Origin of the sequence: Cryptosporangium phraense (assembly GCF_006912135.1) — a bacterium.
Taxonomy (GTDB): Bacteria; Actinomycetota; Actinomycetes; order Mycobacteriales; family Cryptosporangiaceae; genus Cryptosporangium; species Cryptosporangium phraense.
The window spans coordinates 61737-79549 of the sequence record NZ_VIRS01000030.1 but is presented as its reverse complement, the minus strand read 5'-3'; the positions used below and the strand labels follow the sequence as shown (position 1 = coordinate 79549).

The window sequence follows — 17813 nt, the reverse complement described above, 5'->3', positions numbered from 1 at the left end:
AAGCCGCCTAAGCGGCCTCGCGGCGGAAGCGGGCGCGGTCGGGGCCGCCGTAGCGGGCGACGACCGCGAAGAGCTGGTCGACGTCGGTGAAGTAGCCGCCCCCGACCAGGTACCCGTGGTGGGTGAGCTTGAGCCGCGGCACCCCGTCGAGCAGCGCCGTGTCGATGCGCCACTCACCGCAGCATTCACACCTCACATCCGCGATCGTCACTCGCGCAACGCCCGCCGCCCTCCACCCGAGGGTCGGTGTTTCACCAGGTCGCGGGCACTACGTGAAGCGCCGAGCCGGACGGGTCGCCGTCCGCCTCGCGGCTGTGCGCGTACGACATCAGCGCGCCGATCAGTAACGCGAGCGCGACGCCGACCGCGGCGATCCGGGTTCCGGTCTGCACCCGGGGCATCGCCGCGACCCGGCGGATACCGTCGAGCGCGCGCCGCAGCGGGGTGTTCCGGCCCCGGTCGGGCGCGAGGCCGGCCGCGGCTCCGGACGCGAGCACCTCGCGCACCCGGGCGGTCACCGCGGGCGGCGGGGGAACCAGCGGCGTGCCGCGGAGCAGGCGGTCGGCCGGGATCAGGTCGCCGGTGCGGACCTGGCAGGTCGGGCACTCCTCCGCGTGCCGGGCGACCTGGCGGCGGCGCCGCTCGGACGGCCGCCGGTCCCAGCGGGCCAGCACCGCGGTCAGGTCGGCGCAGGCGGGCACCGACGCGAGCACCCGGACCGCGGTCCGCGCGTCCTCGTACCGGGCCTCGATCTGCCGGATCCGGCCGGCCGCCTGGGCCGGGGACAGGCCGCTGGCCGCGACGAGCTCGTCGCGGGTCAGCTCCCCGGCGACCTCGAGCCACCAGAGCGAGAGCAGCTCACGGTCGTCCGGGCCGATCCAGCGGATCGCCTCGCCGGCCTCGGCCCGCTGGTCGGTGCCGGCGCCGGTGTTGGCGCCCAGGAGCGACGCCGGGGCGTCGGCGTGCCGCCCGGCGGCGTCGTCCTGCTCGGCCGCCCACAGGAAGCGCAGCGCGGTGCCGCACAGCCACGGCCGGTAGACGGCGGGCTCCCCCAGGCCCGGCATCCCCGCCGAGACCAGCGCCATCGTTCTGGCCACCAGCTCCGGAACGTCCGCCCGCGGGCTCGCCGCCCGCACCAGCAGCGTGTACACGAGCGGCAGGGACTCGGAGACGAGACGCTCCGCCGCCACCCGGTCGCCGTCGTAGGCGGCGGCTACGAGGTCGTAGCTTCCGAACACCTGGGGCACTCCAAGGGGTCACGGTGGGCCACAGAGGACACTCCGATAACAGGACTGTGCTCCCTACTCAACCGGTTGTGCGGTCGCACGCCAAGCGGGTCGGCGATATTCGGTCGAGGAGGCCCGCAACCGAGATGCTCGGAGAGGCCACCTACGATCAATCGCCGTGCCTACCGACCAGCAGTCCTCGCTCGCGCCCGTGCACCTGCGCGCGGCCGGAGTTTCGCTCGTCCTGGACGTCGACGGGCCCGTGCCCACGGTCCTCCACTGGGGCGCTGACCTGGGCGAACTCGACGCGGCCGACCTTCAGGTACTGCTGGACACCGAGCCCACCGAGATCCCGCACAACGCGCCGGACGTGCCCCGGCGGCTGACGCTGATCCCGACCGAGCGCGACCTGTGGTCGGGGACGCCCGGCTTCGCCGGGCACCTCGACGGCACCCGGGCGACGCCCCGGCCGGCGCTGCGCGAGCCGGTCCGGGTGTCCGGGAACTCGGTCGAGATCGACCTCGCCGACGAGATCACCGGCCTGGAGATCGACCTGCGGGTCGCCCTCACCCCGGTCGGGATCGTCACCGTCCAGCACACGGTCCGGCGCCCGGCCGACGACGCCGACGCGGACGGGCTGTTCGACGTCGGCGGGGTCCGGGCGCTGATGCCGATCCCGGCCCGGGCCACCGAGATCCTCGACTTCACCGGACGCTGGGCCCGCGAGCGGGCGCCGCAGCGCCGGCCGATCGTCGACGGGGCGCACCAGCGGGACGTCCGCCGCGGGAAGCCCGGACCCGGCTCGCCGACGCTGTCGGTGGTCGGGACGCCGGGGTTCGCGAACCGGCAGGGCGAGGTCTGGGCGTTGCACCTGGCCTGGAGCGGCGACACGTCGTGGACGGTCGAGCGGTACCCGGAGGGCGCCGGGGTGTTCCGGTCGGTGCTCGGCGGCGGTGAGCTCCTGCGGGCCGGTGAGGTGCGGCTGGCGCCGGGTTCGTCGTACGAGTCGCCCGTCGCGATGTTCGCGTACTCGGACCGGGGCACCGACGGGCTGGCCGACCGGTTCCACCAGCACCTGCGGGCGCGGGCGTCGCACCCGTCGCGGCCGCGGCCGGTCATCGTCAACACCTGGGAGGCGGTGTACTTCGACCACCGCCTCGAGGTCCTGACCGAGCTGGCCGACCGGGCCGCCGAGGTCGGCGTCGAGCGGTTCGTGCTCGACGACGGCTGGTTCCTCGGCCGTCGCAGCGACACCACGGCGCTGGGCGACTGGACCGTCGACCCGGCGACGTGGCCGTCGGGGCTGGGTGAGCTGGCCGCGCACGTCCGGAGCCGGGGGCTGGAGTTCGGGCTCTGGTTCGAGCCCGAGATGATCTCGCTCGACTCGGAGCTGGCCCGCGAGCACCCGGACTGGATCCTGGCTCCCACGCCGGTGGGCCCACCGTCGCGCTCGCAGTACGTCCTGAACGTGGCGCACCCGGAGGCGTTCGAGTACCTGCTGGGCGCGATCAGCGCGCTGGTCGCGGAGTACGACATCGCCTACCTGAAGTGGGACCACAACCGGGAGATCCACGAGGCGGTCTCCCGGGTGACCGGGCGGCCGGGCGTCTCGGCCCAGACCCACGCGGTGTACGCGCTGATGGACGCGCTGCGCGAGCGGCACCCCGGGCTGGAGATCGAGTCCTGCTCGTCCGGCGGCGGCCGGGTCGACCTGGGGATCCTGGACCGCACCGACCGGGTCTGGGCGTCGGACTGCATCGACCCGGTCGAGCGGGTGATGATCGACCGCTGGACGATGCAGCTGCTGCCGCCCGAGCTCGTCGGCATGCACGTGGGGGCGCCGCGGGCGCACACGACCGGGCGCGAGACCGACCTGCCGTTCCGGATGGCGTCGGCGCTGCTCGGGCACGTCGGGATCGAGTGGAACCTGATCGAGCGGAGCCCGGAGGAGCTCGCGGTCGTCAAGTCGTGGATCGACTTCCACAAGACCATCCGGCCGCTGATCGCGACCGGCACCGTGGTGCACGGCGAGGCGGTCGACCCCGGGCTGAGCCTGACCGGGGTGGTGTCGCCGGAGCGGGCGGTCTTCGTCTGGTCCCGGACCGTGACGTCGGAGCCGACGCAGGCCGGGCGGGTGCTGTTGCCGGGGCTCACGGCGACGACGAAGTACCGGGTGCGGGTGGTGACGGAGCTGGGTGAGCCGCGGTTCAGCGCCCGGTCGGAGACGCCGTGGGTGGCCGGGGGGCCGGTAGTGGCGTCGGGGGCGGTGCTCGGGGGTGTGGGGCTGGTGCTGCCGACGCTGGAGCCGCAGCAGGCCCTGGTCCTGGAGCTGACCGCGGTCTGATCGTGAGGTAGGAAGGGAGCATGGCGAAAGCAGACGTGGTGCGGGGTGCCGGGCAGGTTGCGCTGGGGGCGGTGCTGCTCACCGCGGGGGCGTCCCACCTGACCGTGGCCCGGGAGGAGTTCCGGGCCCAGGTGCCGAGCTGGTTCCCGGCCGACCCCGACACGGTCGTGCTCGCGTCCGGCATCGTCGAGCTGGCCCTCGGCACCGCGCTGCTCACCACCTGGCGCCAGCCCGCCCGCCGCCGCCTGGGCACGCTGGTCGCCGGCTTCTTCGTCGCCGTGTTCCCGGGCAACGTCGCCCAGTACACCGAGCACAAGGACGGCTTCGGCCTCGACACCGACCGCAAGCGGGCCCTGCGTCTGCTGGGCCAACCGGCCCTGGTCGCCTGGGCCCGAGCCGCGACGAAGCCCTAGATCGCGCGGGCGACGACGGCGCGGACGGGCTCGTCGGCCAGGGTGTAGGGCACCGACACCTCGCCGGCCGCGGGCGCGGCCCCGGTCGGCGTCAGGACCCGCACGATGTCCGCCCCCACCGCGTCCGGCACCGCCACCACCCGCACCGACGTGTCCACGGTGTCGCTCCGGGACTGCGCCTGCGGCACCGCCTTGCCGTGCACCAGCGCCAGCAGGCACTCGCGGAACACCGGGTCGTGCGGCGCGTCGTACGCGTACCTCTTTCCGAGCACGCCGTGCTCCATCGTCCCGATCAGCGCCCCGTCGGCGCCGGGCAGCGGCTCGCTCCGGTACGTCATCGGCACCAGGTAGCTGCCGGTCTCCGGCCCGCGCACGTCGACGACGACCATCAGCTCGATCCCGACCTCCCCGGCCGGATCGTCGAGCCGGAAGCCGCCGGCCTTGCGCAGCTCCGGATCGCCCGCACCGCCGTACCAGGGCTGCCTCGGTATCCACACCGCCAGCAGCTCCAGCTTCGACGGGACCAGCGTCGTGTCGTGAACCGTCGCCATCGTCCGCCTCCCGGGACCGGCCCGGAAATCCGGGGCCCCAGCAGCCTAATCGGCGGTGACGGCCGGACGCACCGGAGTGTTCTGGGCCGCGGCCAGCCACCACCCGCCGTCGCGCTCCACCAGCACGTACAGCGCCAGCTCCGAGAACCCACCCTCCACCAGCGCCGCCCGCCGGATCTGCGTGACGACCACGCCCGGCGCGACCGTCGCCGCGGTCACGACCTCGAAGACCGAGGCCGGCGCGCCCTGCGCCGGTGCGTCCGGATCCGGCGCGTGGCGCACCGCGTCCATCAACCTCTGGTGGACGCTGTTCAGCGGGGCGAATCCGGTCAGCGTCAGGCCGTACGGGCTGCCCCACAGCACGTCGTCGGCGAACCAGCGGTCGTATTCGTCGGCATCCATCGTGTCGCCGCCGCGCTGCAGCGTGGCGGCGAAATCCCGGGCCACGGTCTCGGCGGCGGCCTGGGCGGACGGGTCGGCAAGCGTCGGTCGCGTCATGCGCCCGACGCTAGAACCTCAACCGAACTCGAGGTCAAGCCTTCCGCGCGACCGCACCCAACAGCGAACACTCGCCCTCGCTGAGGTCCTTGTACGCGTCGCTCTCCTCGGGCCGCCACCGGTTCACGACCTGCAGCCCCGGGTCCACCTTCTCCAGGCCGGTGAAGAACTGCTCGATCGACGCCCGCGGCCGCGGGGTCAGCACGCTGCCGCGCCGGGCGAAGTCGGCCTCGATCGCGTGCCACTGCTCCGGCCGGAACTCGTCGGTGATCTGCGACAGCGCCAGGTACGACCCGGACGGCAGCGCGTCGACCACCGCCGCGACGACCGCCTGCGGGTCCTCGTCGTTCTTGAGGTGGTGGGTGACCGCGATGAGCAGCAGGCCGATCGGCTGCGTGAAGTCGAGGATCTCGTGGGCCTGGGAGAGGATCGTCTCCGGCTTGCGGAGGTCGGCCTCGATGTAGGTCGTCGGGCCGGTTCCCGGCTCGCTGGTGAGCAGCGCGCGAGCGTGGGCGGCGACGATCGGGTCGTTGTCGGTGTAGACGACCCGGCTCTCGGGCGCGATCGAGTGCGCGATCTCGTGCACGTTCGGGCTGGTCGGTAACCCGGTGCCGATGTCGATGAACTGCCGGATCCCGGCGTCGCGGGTGAGGAACGTGACCGCCCGGCGCAGGAACTCGCGGTTGGACCGCGCGGTCGTCCGGGTGCCTTCGTTGAGCTTCAGCGCCGCCTCGGCGAAGGCCCGGTCGGACGCGAAGTTCGTGTTGCCGCCGAGCAGGTAGTCGTAGACCCGCGCCGGGTGGGGGCGCTCCGGGTGCAGCTCGACCGGCTCACGGTCGGCGGCTTCGTTGGACGACTCGATCATCCAGTCGTTGTTGCTCACGGGAAGTCCTTCGGGGTCGGCTCGGAGTCACGGCTTGCGGGCGACCGCGCCCAGGACGGACACCCCACCCTCGTCCAGATCGCGGTAGACGTCGGTGTCGTCCGGACGCCAGCGATTCACCACCTGCAACCCGGGCTCGACCAGCTCCAGCCCGGTGAAGAAACGTTCGATCGACGCCCGCGGCCGCGGGCGGAGCACGCCGCCGCGCCGGGCGAAGTCCTTCGAGACCTCGTGCCACTCGGGCCGGAACTCGTCGGTGATCTGTGACAGCGCCAGATACGACCCCGAGGGCAGCCGCCCGACGAGGTCGGCGACCACCGCGTGCGGGTCGTCCTCGTCGTCGACGTGGTGCGTCACCGCGATGAGCAGCAGGCCGATCGGCTGGGTGAAGTCGAGGAGCTGGTGGGCCTGGGCGAGGATCGTCTCCGGGTCGCGCAGGTCGGCCTCGAGGTAGCTGGTCGGGCCGGTGCCGGGCTCGCTGGTGAGCAGCGCGCGAGCGTGGGCGGCGACGATCGGGTCGTTGTCGGTGTAGACGACCCGACTCTCGGGCGCGATCGCGTGGGCGGTCTCGTGCACGTTCGGCGCGGTCGGTAAGCCGGTGCCGACGTCGACGAACTGCCGGACGCCGGCGTCGCGGGCCAGGAACGTGACCGCCCGGCGGAGGAACTCGCGGTTGGACCGCGCGGTCGTCCGCGCGCCCTCGTTCACGGTCAGCCCGGCCTCGGCGGCGGCCCGATCGGACGCGAAGTTCGTGTTCCCACCGAGCAGGTAGTCGTAGACCCGCGCCGGGTGGGGGCGCTCCGGGTGCAACTCGACCGGCTCACGGTCGGCCGCCTGGTTGGATGACTCGATCATCCAGTCGTTGCTGGCCACAGTGGAATCCTAGGGGCACCCGCTCACCGCTACGCACGGTATTACCGCGAATCCGTGTAACGGTTCGACGGAAACCGCCGGCGGCGCGCCGGCCGGCCCGTCTCGGCCTCGTGACGTGGAACGGTGGCACCGAACGCGAAACGGACACCAGAGGAGACGGCGCGATGCCCGCAGACAGCTGGAACGGACCCCGCGGCCAGGCCTGGGTCACCAACCGCTCACTGCTCGACGACATCATGCGCCCGCTGGAGACGGCCCTGGTCGACGCGGTGGCCGGCGCCCGGCGCGTGCTCGACGTCGGCTGCGGCACCGGGTCGACGACCGTGGCGCTCGCCCGCCGGGCCGACGCAGCGGTCGGCGTCGACGTGTCCGAACCGATGATCGCGGCCGCGCGGGCCCGGGCCACCGAGGAGGGGTCGACGGCGACGTTCGTCCGGGCCGACGCGCAGGAGCACGACTTCCCGGCGGCCGGCTTCGACGCGGTCGTGTCCCGGTTCGGCGTGATGTTCTTCCCCGATCCGCCCGCCGCGTTCGCGAACCTGCGGCGGGCGACCCGTCCGGGCGGGGCGCTGCGGTGCCTGGTCTGGCGCCGGCCGGCGGACAACCCGTTCCTGACCGTCACCGAGGAGGCCGCCGGCCCGCTCGTGCCCGACCTGCCGGTCAGCCCGCCGGACGCCCCCGGCCGGTTCGCGTTCGCCGATCCCGACGTCGTGCGCCGGATCGTCGCGCCCAGCTGGCACGACGTCGCGCTGGAGCCGGTGGATCTCGAGCTGTCGATGGCCGAGCGTGATCTCGTCGGGTACTTCACGACGTTCGGCCCGCTCGCACTCGTGCGCGAGAGCCTGGACGAACCGACCCGGGCGCGCGCGGTCGAGGCGGTGCGGGCCGCCTACGAGCCCTACGTCGACGGCGACCGGGTCCGCTGGACCGCCGCCTGCTGGATGATCACCGCCCGCGCCTGACCGTCCCGGCGATCCGGTCGAGCCACACCTCGAGCAGCGTCGCCTCGGCCGGCTCCAGGGCCGGCGTCCCGGCCACCCGCAACTGCGACCGGAGCCGCAGCGCCGCCGCGGACACCGGATCCGGCTCCGCGGGCGCGGCGGCCGTCGTCAGCACGGCCCCGAACACCGTGTCGCGCATCTGCCCCGACAGCGACGCGGAGTCGAACAGCTCCGGCTGCGCGATCAGGTTCAGCGCCACCCCGACGTTCGCCGAGAGGATCAGCTGGGCCGCCACCCCCGGCGCGACCGTCAGTGCCCCGGCCGCCGCGCACCGCACGAGCTGCGCCTCGAGCAGCCCGAACACCCGCGCCCGGGCGCCCGAGTGGGCCTGCGGCCGGGGCGCGAACATCAGCTGGTAGAGCGCCGGGTTCTCTCGCGCGAACGCCATGTGCTGGTCCCACCCGGCCCGCAGATCGGCGACCGGATCCCCGGTCGCCGGCTGTGCCGCCTTCAGCGCCGCGTACCGCTCGAACCCGGCGTCGGCGACCGCGTCGAGCAGGCCACGCTTGTCGCCGAACAGCCGGTACAGCACCGGCTGGCTGACGCCCACGGCCTCGCACACGGCCCGGGTCGCGATGTCCCGGCCGGCGGACGACGCCAGCTGCTGCTCGGCCGCCGCGATCATCGCGGTCCGGAGCTCGGTCTCGGTGACGGTCATGCTATCGATGATACGCGTCACCCTTGTCAACGCTACGAACCATGCTACGGTCGCTACATAGCGGCGTTACGTAAAGGCCGTATCGATGATAGAGAGGAACCCATGAGTGAGACACGCGTCGCCATCGTCACCGGCGGCTCGCGCGGGATCGGCCGGGCGGTCGCGACCACCCTGGCGTCCCAGGGCGTCGCGGTCGTCGTCGGCTACGCCGGGCGCACCGACGCGGCGACCGAGGTCGTCGAGGAGATCACCGCGGCCGGCGGCCGCGCCGTCGCGGTCGCCGGCGACATCGCCGACGAGACGGCGGTCGGCGCGCTGTTCGACCGGGCCGAGAAGGAGTTCGGCGGCGTCGACGTCGTCGTCAACGCGGCCGGCCGGATGGTCCTCTCCACCGTCGCCGACCTGAATCTCGACGATCTGGACGCGATGCACCGCACGAACATCCGGGGCGCGTTCGTCGTGGCCCGCGAGGCGGCCCGGCGGCTGCGCGACGGCGGGTCGATCGTCCTGTTCTCGACGTCGGTCGTCGGACTGCAGTTCCCGACCTACGCCGGGTACACCGCCAGCAAGGGCGCGATCGAGGCGATGACGCTCATCCTCGCCCGCGAGCTGCGCGGACGGAACATCACGGTCAACACCGTCGCCCCCGGCCCGACCGCCACCGACCTGTTCCTCGACGGCAAGGACGAGGCGACGATCGAGCACCTGGCCAAGCAGCCGCCGCTGGAGCGGCTCGGCGAGCCGCAGGACATCGCCAACGTGGTCGCGTTCCTTGGCAGCGAGGCCGGCCACTGGGTCAACGGACAGATCATTCGCACCAACGGAGGGATCGCCTGATGCCGTTCGCCAACCTCAAGGTCCCGGCCGACACGCTCACGCCGGAGTCCAAGCAGAAGCTGATCGACGCCGTCACCGACGCCTACGCGGCCGTGTACGGCGAGCGCGCCCGCGCGAACACGCTGGTCCTGGTCGACGAGGTGGCCGAGGGCGGCTGGGGCCTCGGCGGCACCGTCCTCACCGCCGACATGCTCGGCGGCCGCAGCTAGCGTGGAGCGATGACGACCGGCGTCGACCGCCTCGACCCCCTCGACGGCTTCGACTACTCGACGATCGAGGTCGGGTCGTCCCGCTACCGCGTCGGACGGCGCGGGAGCGGGCCGGCCGTCCTGCTGCTGCACGGTTTCCCGCAGACCCACTACTGCTGGCGGTCGGTCGCCCCGGCGCTGGCCGGGTCCCGCACGGTGGTCGTGTGCGACCTGAAGGGCTACGGCACCAGCGAGGCCGCGCCGGGCGGCCCGCTCGGCGAGGGCTACAGCAAGCGCGAGATGGCCCGGGAGCTGGTCGCACTCATGCGCTCGGCCGGCTTCGCCCGCTTCGCGGTCGTCGGGCACGACCGCGGCGCGCGCGCCGGCTACCGGCTGGCCCTCGACCATCCGGACGTCGTCGAGCGGCTCGCCGTGCTCAGCGTCATTCCGACGGCCGAGCAGTTCGAACGCCTGGATCCGGACGCGGCCCTCGACTACTGGCCGTTCTTCTTCCTGGCCCAGCCGTTCGCCGAGCGGGTGTTCGCGGCGAGCGCCGACTACCTCGTCCGCTGGATCCTCGCGTCCTGGGCGGGCGAGCCCCTCCCGCCGGACGCCGTCGAGCGGTACGTGGCGGCCTACTCGCCCGAGACGATCGCGCGGGTGTGCGCCGAGTACCGGGCCGCGTTCCATCTCGACCGCGGGCACGACCTCGCCGACCGCGCGGCCGGCCGGCGCCTGACGTGCCCGGTGCTCGTCCACTGGGGCGCGGAGGAGGGCACGACGTCCGCCGGACCGCTCGACGTCTGGCGGCGCTGGGCCGACGACGTCTCCGGCGGCCCGCTGACGGCCGGGCACTTCCTGCCCGAGGAGGCCGCGGAGCCGCTGGCCCGCTCCCTCACGCGCTTCCTGGCTCCGCCCCGGCCGGCCTAGCCGGTCGGCTAGCCCCCGGGCGTTGACGACGGGTGTCGGCCCTCCTAGCATTGCCCACGAGCTGGGAGGACTTGTGACAACGACCGTGACCCGCGACGGACGACAACGGGTCATCGACGCCGCTCTGGCCCAATTCGCGCAGTACGGGGTCGAGGGCACGTCCCTGCAGATGATCGCCGACGCGATGGGCGTCACCAAGGCCGCGGTCTACTACCACTTCAAGACCAAGGACGAGATCGTCCTCGCCGTCGTCTCCCCCGCCATCGAACAGCTCGTCCTGACGCTCGGCGAAGCCGAGACGCGGCGCGGGCGAGCGACCAGGGCGCGGGCGTTCCTGAGCGCGTTCGTCGACCTGGTGATCGGCCACCGGGTGCTGCTGACCCTGCTCTACGACGACGTCGCGGTGCTGCGCGTCGTGCGCACCGAGCGGCCGGACTTCGACCAGATCGCCGACCGCATCTCGGCGGTGCTGGTCGGGCCGGACGCCGGACCGGCCGAGGAGGTCGCGTCGGCGGTCGCGCTCACCGGCATCGTGGCCGCGGCCGCGAGCCCCGACTTCGCCGAGCTGACCGACGCGGAGCTCGGTGCGCACCTGCTCGACGCGGGCCTGCGCCTGATCGCCCCGCGCCGCCGCCGCTAGCCGGCCTGGGCCGCGGCGAAGAGTACGAACGCGACGATCGCCGCGCTGGAGCGGGCCACGTCCAGACGTTCCCAGCGCCGGATCGTCGCGCGCCAGTTCGCGGGCGGAGCGCCGTCGTCCCAGTCGACGACCTTCATGTTGATCGGCACCGTGCCGAGGAGCGAGATCAGCACGAACGCGACGAGCGCGGCCGTACCCAGCCAGCGGTAGGCCCCGCCGGCCGTCACGAGCACGGCGACGGCCAGCACCACGGTCGGGATCATCAGCGCGGGCACCACCACGCGGAGGCTCCGCACCAGCGCGATCCGCGCCCGGAGGTGCGCGCGGTCGTCCAGCGAGCGCAACGCCGGTTGGACGCCGTACCGAACGATGAACTCTTCACCGGCGAGAAGGCCGGCCAGCACCACTCCGAGCACCTGCAGCATAAATTTACAGTAGCAGTACTTTTCCAGTGACCGTAGACTGTTCTCCCGTGGAGACCGTCGACTGGCAGCCCGGCCTGCGCGAGCGGAAGAAGCGCGCGCTGCGCGCGCGGCTGTCGTCGACCGCGACGCGCCTGTTCCTCGACCGTGGCTTCGACGCGGTCCGCGTCACCGAGATCGCCGCCGCCTGCGACGTCTCCGAGAAGACCGTCTTCAACTACTTCCCGACCAAGGAGGCCCTGCTCCTCGACCGGTTCGACGACACGCTCACGTCCCTGCAACGCCTGCTCTCCACTGCGGACGCCGACCTGCTGGACGCCGCCCGCACGGTCCTCGACGCCGAACTGGACGCGCTCGCCGGCTGGCTGGAGCGCCAGGAGGATCCGGCCGGCGCGCGGGAGCAGCTCCGCCGGTTCCGGGAGCTCGCGGTCAGCACGCCGGGCCTGCGCGCCTACCAGCACGACATGACCGAGCGCCTCACGGACGTCGCCACTGGCTTCCTGACCGACCGGGGCCGGGGCGCACCGGAGGCGCGCATTACCGCGATCGCGGTCACCGGCCTCTGGCGCGTCCAGGCCGACAGCCTCACCCGCCACCTGACCGACCCCGACCTCCGCGCCGCCGTCGCCACCGACGTCGACCGCGCCGCCGCGGTGATCGCGTCGATAACCGAGTAGGCACCCACGGCGGGGCCTGGTAGCGTCCTGCGCGCCGTGACCTACCCGAGGAGGTGAGACCCGTGAACGTTGAATCGGTACGGGCGCTCGTCCGCTTCGGCACGGATGCGCGATGACGTAGATGTCATCCGGGGCGCCCTCAGCGCTTCGGAAGGGCATCACCATGAAACTCATCGCTGAGACATCCTCGAACGGTGTCGTCGAACGTGAATTCCGGCTCGGCGACGTCCCGGGCATCCTCTGGACGACCCGGCCCGAGCCCGGCCAGGCGCCGCTCGTCCTGATGGGCCACGGCGGCGGCCAGCACAAGCGGGCCCCGGGCATGGTCGGCCGGGCCCACCGGCTCGTCCTCGACGGCGGCTTCGACGTCGTCACGCTCGACGCCCCGGCGCACGGCGGCCGCCCGCGCACGGGGCTCGACGAGCGCGAGATCGCGCTCATGCGGGAGGCGATGACGGCCGGCGAGCCGGTCGGCGAGATCGTCGCGCGGTTCAACGGCGACCTCGCCGAACGGGCCGTCCCGGAGTGGCGGGCCGTGCTCGACGCGATCGATCCCGAGGGGCCGGTCGGCTACCTCGGGATCGCACTGGCCACCGCGATCGGCGTCCCGCTGGTGGCGGCCGAGCCGCGGATCTCCGCGGCCGTGCTCGGCGTCTTCTGGGGTGAGACGCTGGTCGAGACGGCCAGGCAGATCACGGTCCCGATCGAGTTCCTGCACCAGTGGGACGACGAGCACATCACCCGGGAGTCCGGGCTGTCGCTGTTCGACGCGTTCGGGTCGAAGGAGAAGACGCTGCACGCGAGCTCGGGCGGCCACGCGGACGTGCCGAGGTTCGAGGTCGACAGCGCGGTCCGCTTCTTCTCCCGCCACCTGATCAGCGCCGGCTAGTCCGACGCTGAGCGGCCAGGACGGCGAGCCAGCCCCAGCCCACCGTCACGCAGAGCCGCTGCCAGAGGCCGGCGGCGTCGACCCACGGGTCGGCGCCGCCGAAGCCGCTGGTCGCGAACCCGAACAGCACGACGAACGCGACCGCGCTGAACGCCGAGTACAGCGCCATCCGGGGCGAGCGACGCCGGGCGAACACCGAGGCGGCGGTGAACATCGCCAGCGCCAGGGCCAGGAAACCGGGCAGCGAGAACGCCAGGTCGTGCAGCTGCCCGTGCCAGGTGACCGGGCTCGCCGCGGTCGGGTACCCACCGACCGGGTCGGTCCGGAACACCCCCGCGCCCAGCAGCCCGATCCCCCAGATCGCCACCAGCACCGGCAACGCGACCGCGCCCGGGCCGCGTCCGGCCCCCGGCGCACCGCGCAGGCTCCGACGCAACCCGACCGCGAAGACGAGCACCAGCATCCCGGCGACGAGGAAGTTCAGCGTCTGCTCCCAGCCCCGCGAGCCGAGGGCGAGCGAGCTGACCGGATGGCGGACCGCGGAGTAGCCGTGTCCACGCAGGACACCCTCCACCAGGTACGCGAGCGTGAAGAGCGGGCCGACCACCAGGCCCGCGGTGAGTAGCCGGCTCGGTCGCCGGGATTCAGGCCGCTCCGGTGTCGCGGCGGCCACGCGAGTCAGTACCGTCATGCCGTCAACCGTAGTTGACGCACCCGGCCGCGTCAACCAATGTTGACGGACACTGTTTGCCGACGAACACCCCGCTCGTTCTCACCCCGATCGACCCGGCCGCCGATCCGCGCGAACCTGGGAATCACAAGGCCCGGAGCGCGCCCCCCACCGCTCTCCGGGCCTTGCCGCTGCTCAGCGGCGGTAGGCCCAGGCCACGTCGTCGACGGCCAGCCAGGGCGCGGCGGCCAGCGCGGCCGGCGTCAGGCCGGCGAACGCGCGCGCCTCCCGGTGCAGATGCGACTGGTCGGCGTACCCGCCCTCGGCGGCCACCGCGGCCGGAGACGCCCCGCCGGCCAGCCGGTGCGCGGCGACGTCGAAGCGGATCAGCTGGGCGGCCCGCTTGGGCGAGAGCCCGATCTGCGCGCGGAACCGGGACCACAGCCGCTGGCGGCCCCATCCGGCTCGCGTCGCCAGCTCGTCGATGCGCGCCCGCCCGCCGCTGCCCACCAGCTGCCGCCAGGCGAACGCGACCTCGGGATCGACCGCCCGGCCGCGCTCGGCCCGCTCCCCCAGCGCCGCCGACACGATCGCGAACCGCTCGTCCCACGTCCGCGCCGCGCGCAGACGCCCGGAAACGCGCGCGGCCGAGCGTCCCCACAGGTCGGCGAGGCCGACGACGGCGCCGGACGGAACCCCGAGCACGGCGTGCGCGACGACCGGCGACAGCCGGACCTGCAGGCATTCGACGTCCCGGCCACCACCGCGCAGCACGCCGGGTGCGAGCCCGGCGACGACCGCCCCGCTCTCCCGGCCGCCGTCGTGATCGACCTGCAGTCCCTCGCCGAGGTCGACGATCACGGTCACCGCCGGGTACGGGATCACCTGCAGGTCGACCGCGCCCGCCGGGCGCTCCCGGAACCCGGCCATGCGGACGCCCGGCAGCCGGCCGGGAGTCGGCGTGGCGATGTCCCAGATGGCGGCGGCGGCCCGGAGCGACTCGGCTGCGCCCATGAAGCCAGGCTACGAGGACCCGGCGACATTTCTCCAATACCCGTCCGCACCCGCGCCGCAGCCTGGATCCATGACGATCGATCCGTTCACGCCCGCCCTCGACCTCGCCGCCGCGATCCGCCGCCGGGAGGTCAGCCCGGTCGAGGTCGCCGACTGCTACCTCGACCGCATCGACGCGCTCGACCCCACCCTCGACGCGTTCTGCCACCGCGCCGACGAGGACGTCCGCAAGGCCGCGTCCGCCGCCGCCGACGCGGTCGTCCGGGCCGACTCGGTCGACGACCTGCCGCCGTTCCACGGCGTCCCGCTGCCGGTCAAGGACTTGGTGCACGTGGCCGGCTGGCCGACGTCGTACGGGTCGGCCGGCGCGAGCCGGACTCCGGCGGACGCGTCCTCGCCCGTCGTACAGCGGTTCCTCGAGGCGGGGTTCGTGCTGCTCGGGAAGACGACGACGTCGGAGTTCGGCGCGGTGCCGTTCACCGAGAACGAGACCCTCGGGATCACCCGCAACCCGTGGGATCCGGACCGCACGCCGGGCGGGTCGTCCAGCGGTGCTGGGGTCGCGGTCGCGGCCGGGATGGCGCCGATCGCGCACGCCGAGGACGGCGGCGGATCGATCCGGGTGCCGGCCTCCTGCACCGGCCTGGTCGGCCTGAAGCCGACCCGCGGCCGGATCACCAATGGGACGGTCCTGGTCGAGGGCTTCGCGACCAGCGGCGTCGTGACCCGCACGGTCGCCGACACCGCGGCCGCGCTCGACGTGCTCGCGCGCCACGACCCGGGCGCCTGGTGGTCGCCTCCGACCCCCTGGGGGTCGTTCCGGTTGTCCATGCGGACGCCGGCCCCGCGCGGGTTGCGGGTCGGGGCCCTGACCGGGTCGCCGATCGAGGGCATCGACGTCGACCCGGCCTGCGTGGCCGCGGTGTCGGCGATCCTGCGCGCGCTGGAGTCGGCCGGCCACTGTCCGGTGGACCAGACGCTGCCGCTGCCGCCGGCCGAGGAACTGCTCGGGGCGTTCACGACGATCTGGAACATCGGCGCGGCCGGGATACCGCTGGCCGACCCGGATCGGGTCGAACCGCACAACCGGGTGCTGCGGGAGGAGGCGCGGGCCACCGACTCGTGGACCTACGCCGAGGCCGTGCAGCACACCCAGGTCTTCTCGCGGCGGATCGTCGAGGGGTTCGTGGCCGGGTTCGACCTGCTGGTCACGCCGACGATGGCGTGCCTGCCGCCGCCGGTCGGGTTCTGGCGGGGCGGGGGCGCGCTGTCACCGCTGCTGAACAGCTACCCGATGGCGGTGTTCACGTCGCTGTTCAACGTGACCGGGATGCCGGCGATCTCGGTGCCGGTCGGGTTCGACGAGGCGACCGGGCTGCCGGTCGGGGTGCAGCTCGTGGCCGCGCCGTGGCGAGAGGATCTGCTGCTCCAGGTGGCGGGGTTGCTGGAGGTCGAGCTGCCATGGGCCGGACGACGTCCGCCGGTGGGGGTCTGACGGCGGGACGTCCGACGGCGGGGCCGCCGACAGGCGGGCGTTCGCCGGCGGGGCCGCCGCCAGGCGGGCGTTCGCCGGAGGGTGGACAGGCGGCGTGATACTCGGGGCATGACGACCGGGAACGGGGACGCACCAGCGGGGCAGTTCGTCGGGTTCGGGTGCACGGCGTGCGGCAACCCGGCGATCGAGGAGGGGTTCGTCGAGGACTCGGGCGAGTACTCGCAGGGCTTCTCCCGCTGGATTCCCGGGCCGCTCGAGCGCGGGATCTTCGGCGGGGCGCGCCGGATGGGCAAGCCCCGCCGGGCGATCCGGGCGTTCCGCTGCCAGCGCTGCGGGCATCTGGAGCTGTACGCGGGTGAGTGGCTCTAGCGGTCTCAGGCGGATCGCTCGAACGTCAGGTCGAAGTCCTTGCGCCAGGTCGCACCCTCGTCGTCGGAGGCCTCCCAGCGACCGAAGACGCGGTCGCCCTCCACGTCGGCCAGGAAGCGCTGGTGCATGTCGGGGTCCTCGCGGGAGAGCGTCCAGTGCTCCTCGTCGAACCGCATCGCGAACTCGCGGCAGACGCCCCGCTCGTCCTCGTAGAGCGCGACGAACGTGTCGTTCGGGTCGCTGCGCCCGATCACGAACGTCATCTCGGAGCTCTCGCTGCGGCCGGGCAGCATCGTGCGCATGATCAGCAGCGACTCCCCCAGCCGGGCGATGCTCGTCGTGCCCAGGACGACGACGCCGGCGTCGAGGAACCAGGCGTCGGACAGCGTCGTCGCCCACTCACCGATCAGCCCGTCGAGCTTTGCCAGTTCGGCGTTACGCATCTGTGTGCTCCGATCGTCCAGACCACGCTAGCCGAGCACGTCGACTGCCACGCCCGGACAGGCGCTTCCGGCCACAGTGGATAGGGGACACCCGGTGCGCTGTTTCGTTTCGCCCGTTCGATCCGCGGCGTGGCGGGTGGGGGGCTCCTTACCGGGCGCCGAGACCGCCGCGACATCGGCCAGATCATCGGCCCTGCTGTTCTCAGGGGTGCATCCTCTTCCGGGTGGTCGGTGCGGCGCTCACCGGCGGGACCGCGAAGACCGCGGTCACCACCACGCCCACCGCCGGCGGCCTGTACTCGGCGGCCGCTACGACGGCGGCACCGCGATCACAGGAAGCCGTCCTCCCGGCGACGACGCCGACCGCCTCCCCGTCGCTGACCTCGCCGTCGGCGGCCTCGCTGTCCAAGACCTCGCCGTCCGAAACCTCGCCGTCCAGGACCTCGCCGTCGAAGGCCTCCCGGCGAACGAGCCGGTCGTCGTCGACCCACCGACGAAGCGACCGGCACCCGGGCGTACGACGGCCGCTGCCCGACCGCCCGCGGACGACTACTCGGCCTGCGGAGGCGACTACTACGTCAATTCCAACGGCAACTGCGTCCACCGCCCGGGATCCGAGCCGGCCCGCGCCAGCGCCCAGTGCGAGGACGGCTCGTACAGCTACAGCCAACACCGCCAGGGAACCTGCTCCGGCCACGGCGGAGTCCGCCGCTGGCTCTGAGCCCCACGCGCACTGAGCATTCGGCCGCCCCGGCACGGATGGTCAGCGCTGACAGGTCACAGGACAGATTC

General features: G+C 73.4%; 23 protein-coding genes. 12 read left to right on the top strand and 11 right to left on the bottom strand.

Translation table 11 applies throughout. From position 1 onward, the window contains the following. Positions 1-7 precede the first annotated feature (7 nt). Together FL583_RS31645 and FL583_RS31640 are read right to left on the bottom strand one after the other, a co-directional pair. Positions 8-196, bottom strand: coding sequence for a hypothetical protein (locus FL583_RS31645; RefSeq protein WP_142708543.1), 189 nt, complete (start codon positions 194-196; stop codon positions 8-10). 55 nt (positions 197-251) lie between these two features. Further along, a complete protein-coding gene (locus tag FL583_RS31640) occupies positions 252-1238 on the bottom strand; it encodes a hypothetical protein (protein WP_142708542.1) in 987 nt (328 codons plus the stop codon). 166 nt (positions 1239-1404) lie between these two features. On the opposite strand from FL583_RS31640, the gene FL583_RS31635 reads away from it, so the two are divergent. Together FL583_RS31635 and FL583_RS31630 are read left to right on the top strand one after the other, a co-directional pair. Beyond that, positions 1405-3570, top strand: coding sequence for an alpha-galactosidase (locus FL583_RS31635; RefSeq protein ID WP_142708541.1), 2166 nt, complete (start codon positions 1405-1407; stop codon positions 3568-3570). A 20-nt stretch (positions 3571-3590) separates the two neighbouring features. Then, positions 3591-3983 carry a DoxX family protein gene (locus FL583_RS31630; protein WP_142708540.1) on the top strand — a complete coding sequence of 131 codons (393 nt, stop codon included), beginning with the start codon at positions 3591-3593 and terminating at the stop codon, positions 3981-3983. Here FL583_RS31630 and FL583_RS31625 read toward each other — a convergent pair. The 4 genes from FL583_RS31625 to FL583_RS31610 are packed head-to-tail and all read right to left on the bottom strand — an operon-like array spanning position 3980 to position 6788. Continuing rightward, positions 3980-4534 carry a maltokinase N-terminal cap-like domain-containing protein gene (locus FL583_RS31625; RefSeq protein ID WP_142708539.1) on the bottom strand — a complete coding sequence of 185 codons (555 nt, stop codon included), beginning with the start codon at positions 4532-4534 and terminating at the stop codon, positions 3980-3982. The two genes, FL583_RS31630 and FL583_RS31625, sit on opposite strands and share 4 nt — an antisense overlap. Before the next feature lie 45 nt (positions 4535-4579). Further along, positions 4580-5032, bottom strand: a complete 453-nt coding sequence (locus FL583_RS31620) for a DUF4440 domain-containing protein (RefSeq protein WP_142708538.1) — start codon at positions 5030-5032, stop codon at positions 4580-4582. 34 nt (positions 5033-5066) lie between these two features. Next, positions 5067-5915, bottom strand: coding sequence for an SAM-dependent methyltransferase (locus tag FL583_RS31615; RefSeq protein WP_205752636.1), 849 nt, complete (start codon positions 5913-5915; stop codon positions 5067-5069). Positions 5916-5942: 27 nt separating this feature from the next. Then, entirely contained in the window at positions 5943-6788 is an 846-nt protein-coding gene (locus FL583_RS31610; RefSeq protein ID WP_205752635.1) for an SAM-dependent methyltransferase, read from the bottom strand. 164 nt (positions 6789-6952) lie between these two features. Between FL583_RS31610 and FL583_RS31605 the strand changes: the two genes are divergently transcribed. After that, the gene (locus tag FL583_RS31605; RefSeq protein WP_142708537.1) at positions 6953-7750 is read left to right on the top strand and encodes a class I SAM-dependent methyltransferase; all 798 of its coding nucleotides are present in this window, start codon (positions 6953-6955) and stop codon (positions 7748-7750) included. On the opposite strand, the gene FL583_RS31600 is transcribed toward FL583_RS31605, so the two are convergent. Next, on the bottom strand, positions 7734-8447 hold the full coding sequence (locus FL583_RS31600) for a TetR/AcrR family transcriptional regulator (protein ID WP_142708536.1): 714 nt from the start codon (positions 8445-8447) through the stop codon (positions 7734-7736). The two genes, FL583_RS31605 and FL583_RS31600, sit on opposite strands and share 17 nt — an antisense overlap. 102 nt (positions 8448-8549) lie before the next feature. Between FL583_RS31600 and FL583_RS31595 the strand changes: the two genes are divergently transcribed. The 4 genes from FL583_RS31595 (at position 8550) to FL583_RS31580 (ending at position 11042) form a co-directional block, all read left to right on the top strand. After that, entirely contained in the window at positions 8550-9284 is a 735-nt protein-coding gene (locus FL583_RS31595; protein ID WP_142708535.1) for an SDR family oxidoreductase, read from the top strand. Beyond that, complete coding sequence (locus FL583_RS31590) at positions 9284-9493, top strand: tautomerase family protein (RefSeq protein WP_142708534.1); 210 nt, start codon at positions 9284-9286, stop codon at positions 9491-9493. The genes FL583_RS31595 and FL583_RS31590 overlap by 1 nt, the downstream gene beginning before the upstream one ends. A 9-nt stretch (positions 9494-9502) precedes the next feature. Continuing rightward, a complete protein-coding gene (locus FL583_RS31585) occupies positions 9503-10402 on the top strand; it encodes an alpha/beta fold hydrolase (protein ID WP_142708533.1) in 900 nt (299 codons plus the stop codon). A gap of 73 nt (positions 10403-10475) precedes the next feature. Next, positions 10476-11042, top strand: a complete 567-nt coding sequence (locus tag FL583_RS31580; RefSeq protein WP_170323969.1) for a TetR/AcrR family transcriptional regulator — start codon at positions 10476-10478, stop codon at positions 11040-11042. Here the strand turns inward: FL583_RS31580 and FL583_RS31575 are convergent. Beyond that, on the bottom strand, positions 11039-11467 hold the full coding sequence (locus tag FL583_RS31575; protein ID WP_142708531.1) for an anthrone oxygenase family protein: 429 nt from the start codon (positions 11465-11467) through the stop codon (positions 11039-11041). The two genes, FL583_RS31580 and FL583_RS31575, sit on opposite strands and share 4 nt — an antisense overlap. 47 nt (positions 11468-11514) lie before the next feature. On the opposite strand from FL583_RS31575, the gene FL583_RS31570 reads away from it, so the two are divergent. Together FL583_RS31570 and FL583_RS31565 are read left to right on the top strand one after the other, a co-directional pair. Beyond that, positions 11515-12141, top strand: coding sequence for a TetR family transcriptional regulator (locus FL583_RS31570; RefSeq protein WP_142708530.1), 627 nt, complete (start codon positions 11515-11517; stop codon positions 12139-12141). Between the two features lie 163 nt (positions 12142-12304). Next, positions 12305-13030, top strand: coding sequence for an alpha/beta hydrolase family protein (locus tag FL583_RS31565; protein WP_142708529.1), 726 nt, complete (start codon positions 12305-12307; stop codon positions 13028-13030). Here FL583_RS31565 and FL583_RS31560 read toward each other — a convergent pair. Then, positions 13017-13721: a DUF998 domain-containing protein gene (locus FL583_RS31560; RefSeq protein WP_142708528.1), complete on the bottom strand. Its 705-nt coding sequence runs from the start codon at positions 13719-13721 to the stop codon at positions 13017-13019. The genes FL583_RS31565 and FL583_RS31560 overlap by 14 nt on opposite strands. A 174-nt stretch (positions 13722-13895) precedes the next feature. After that, on the bottom strand, positions 13896-14714 hold the full coding sequence (locus FL583_RS31555; RefSeq protein WP_205752634.1) for a helix-turn-helix domain-containing protein: 819 nt from the start codon (positions 14712-14714) through the stop codon (positions 13896-13898). A gap of 70 nt (positions 14715-14784) precedes the next feature. Here FL583_RS31555 and FL583_RS31550 point away from each other — a divergent pair, with 70 nt between their 5' ends. Then, positions 14785-16209 carry an amidase gene (locus FL583_RS31550; protein ID WP_170323968.1) on the top strand — a complete coding sequence of 475 codons (1425 nt, stop codon included), beginning with the start codon at positions 14785-14787 and terminating at the stop codon, positions 16207-16209. A gap of 108 nt (positions 16210-16317) precedes the next feature. Next, positions 16318-16578, top strand: coding sequence for a hypothetical protein (locus FL583_RS31545; protein ID WP_205752633.1), 261 nt, complete (start codon positions 16318-16320; stop codon positions 16576-16578). A 5-nt stretch (positions 16579-16583) separates the two neighbouring features. Here the strand turns inward: FL583_RS31545 and FL583_RS31540 are convergent, their stop codons facing one another. Next, entirely contained in the window at positions 16584-17021 is a 438-nt protein-coding gene (locus FL583_RS31540) for a hypothetical protein (protein WP_142708526.1), read from the bottom strand. 76 nt (positions 17022-17097) lie between these two features. Here FL583_RS31540 and FL583_RS43185 point away from each other — a divergent pair, with 76 nt between their 5' ends. Continuing rightward, positions 17098-17742 carry a DUF3761 domain-containing protein gene (locus tag FL583_RS43185; protein ID WP_420843224.1) on the top strand — a complete coding sequence of 215 codons (645 nt, stop codon included), beginning with the start codon at positions 17098-17100 and terminating at the stop codon, positions 17740-17742. The last annotated feature ends 71 nt before the right edge of the window (positions 17743-17813 follow it).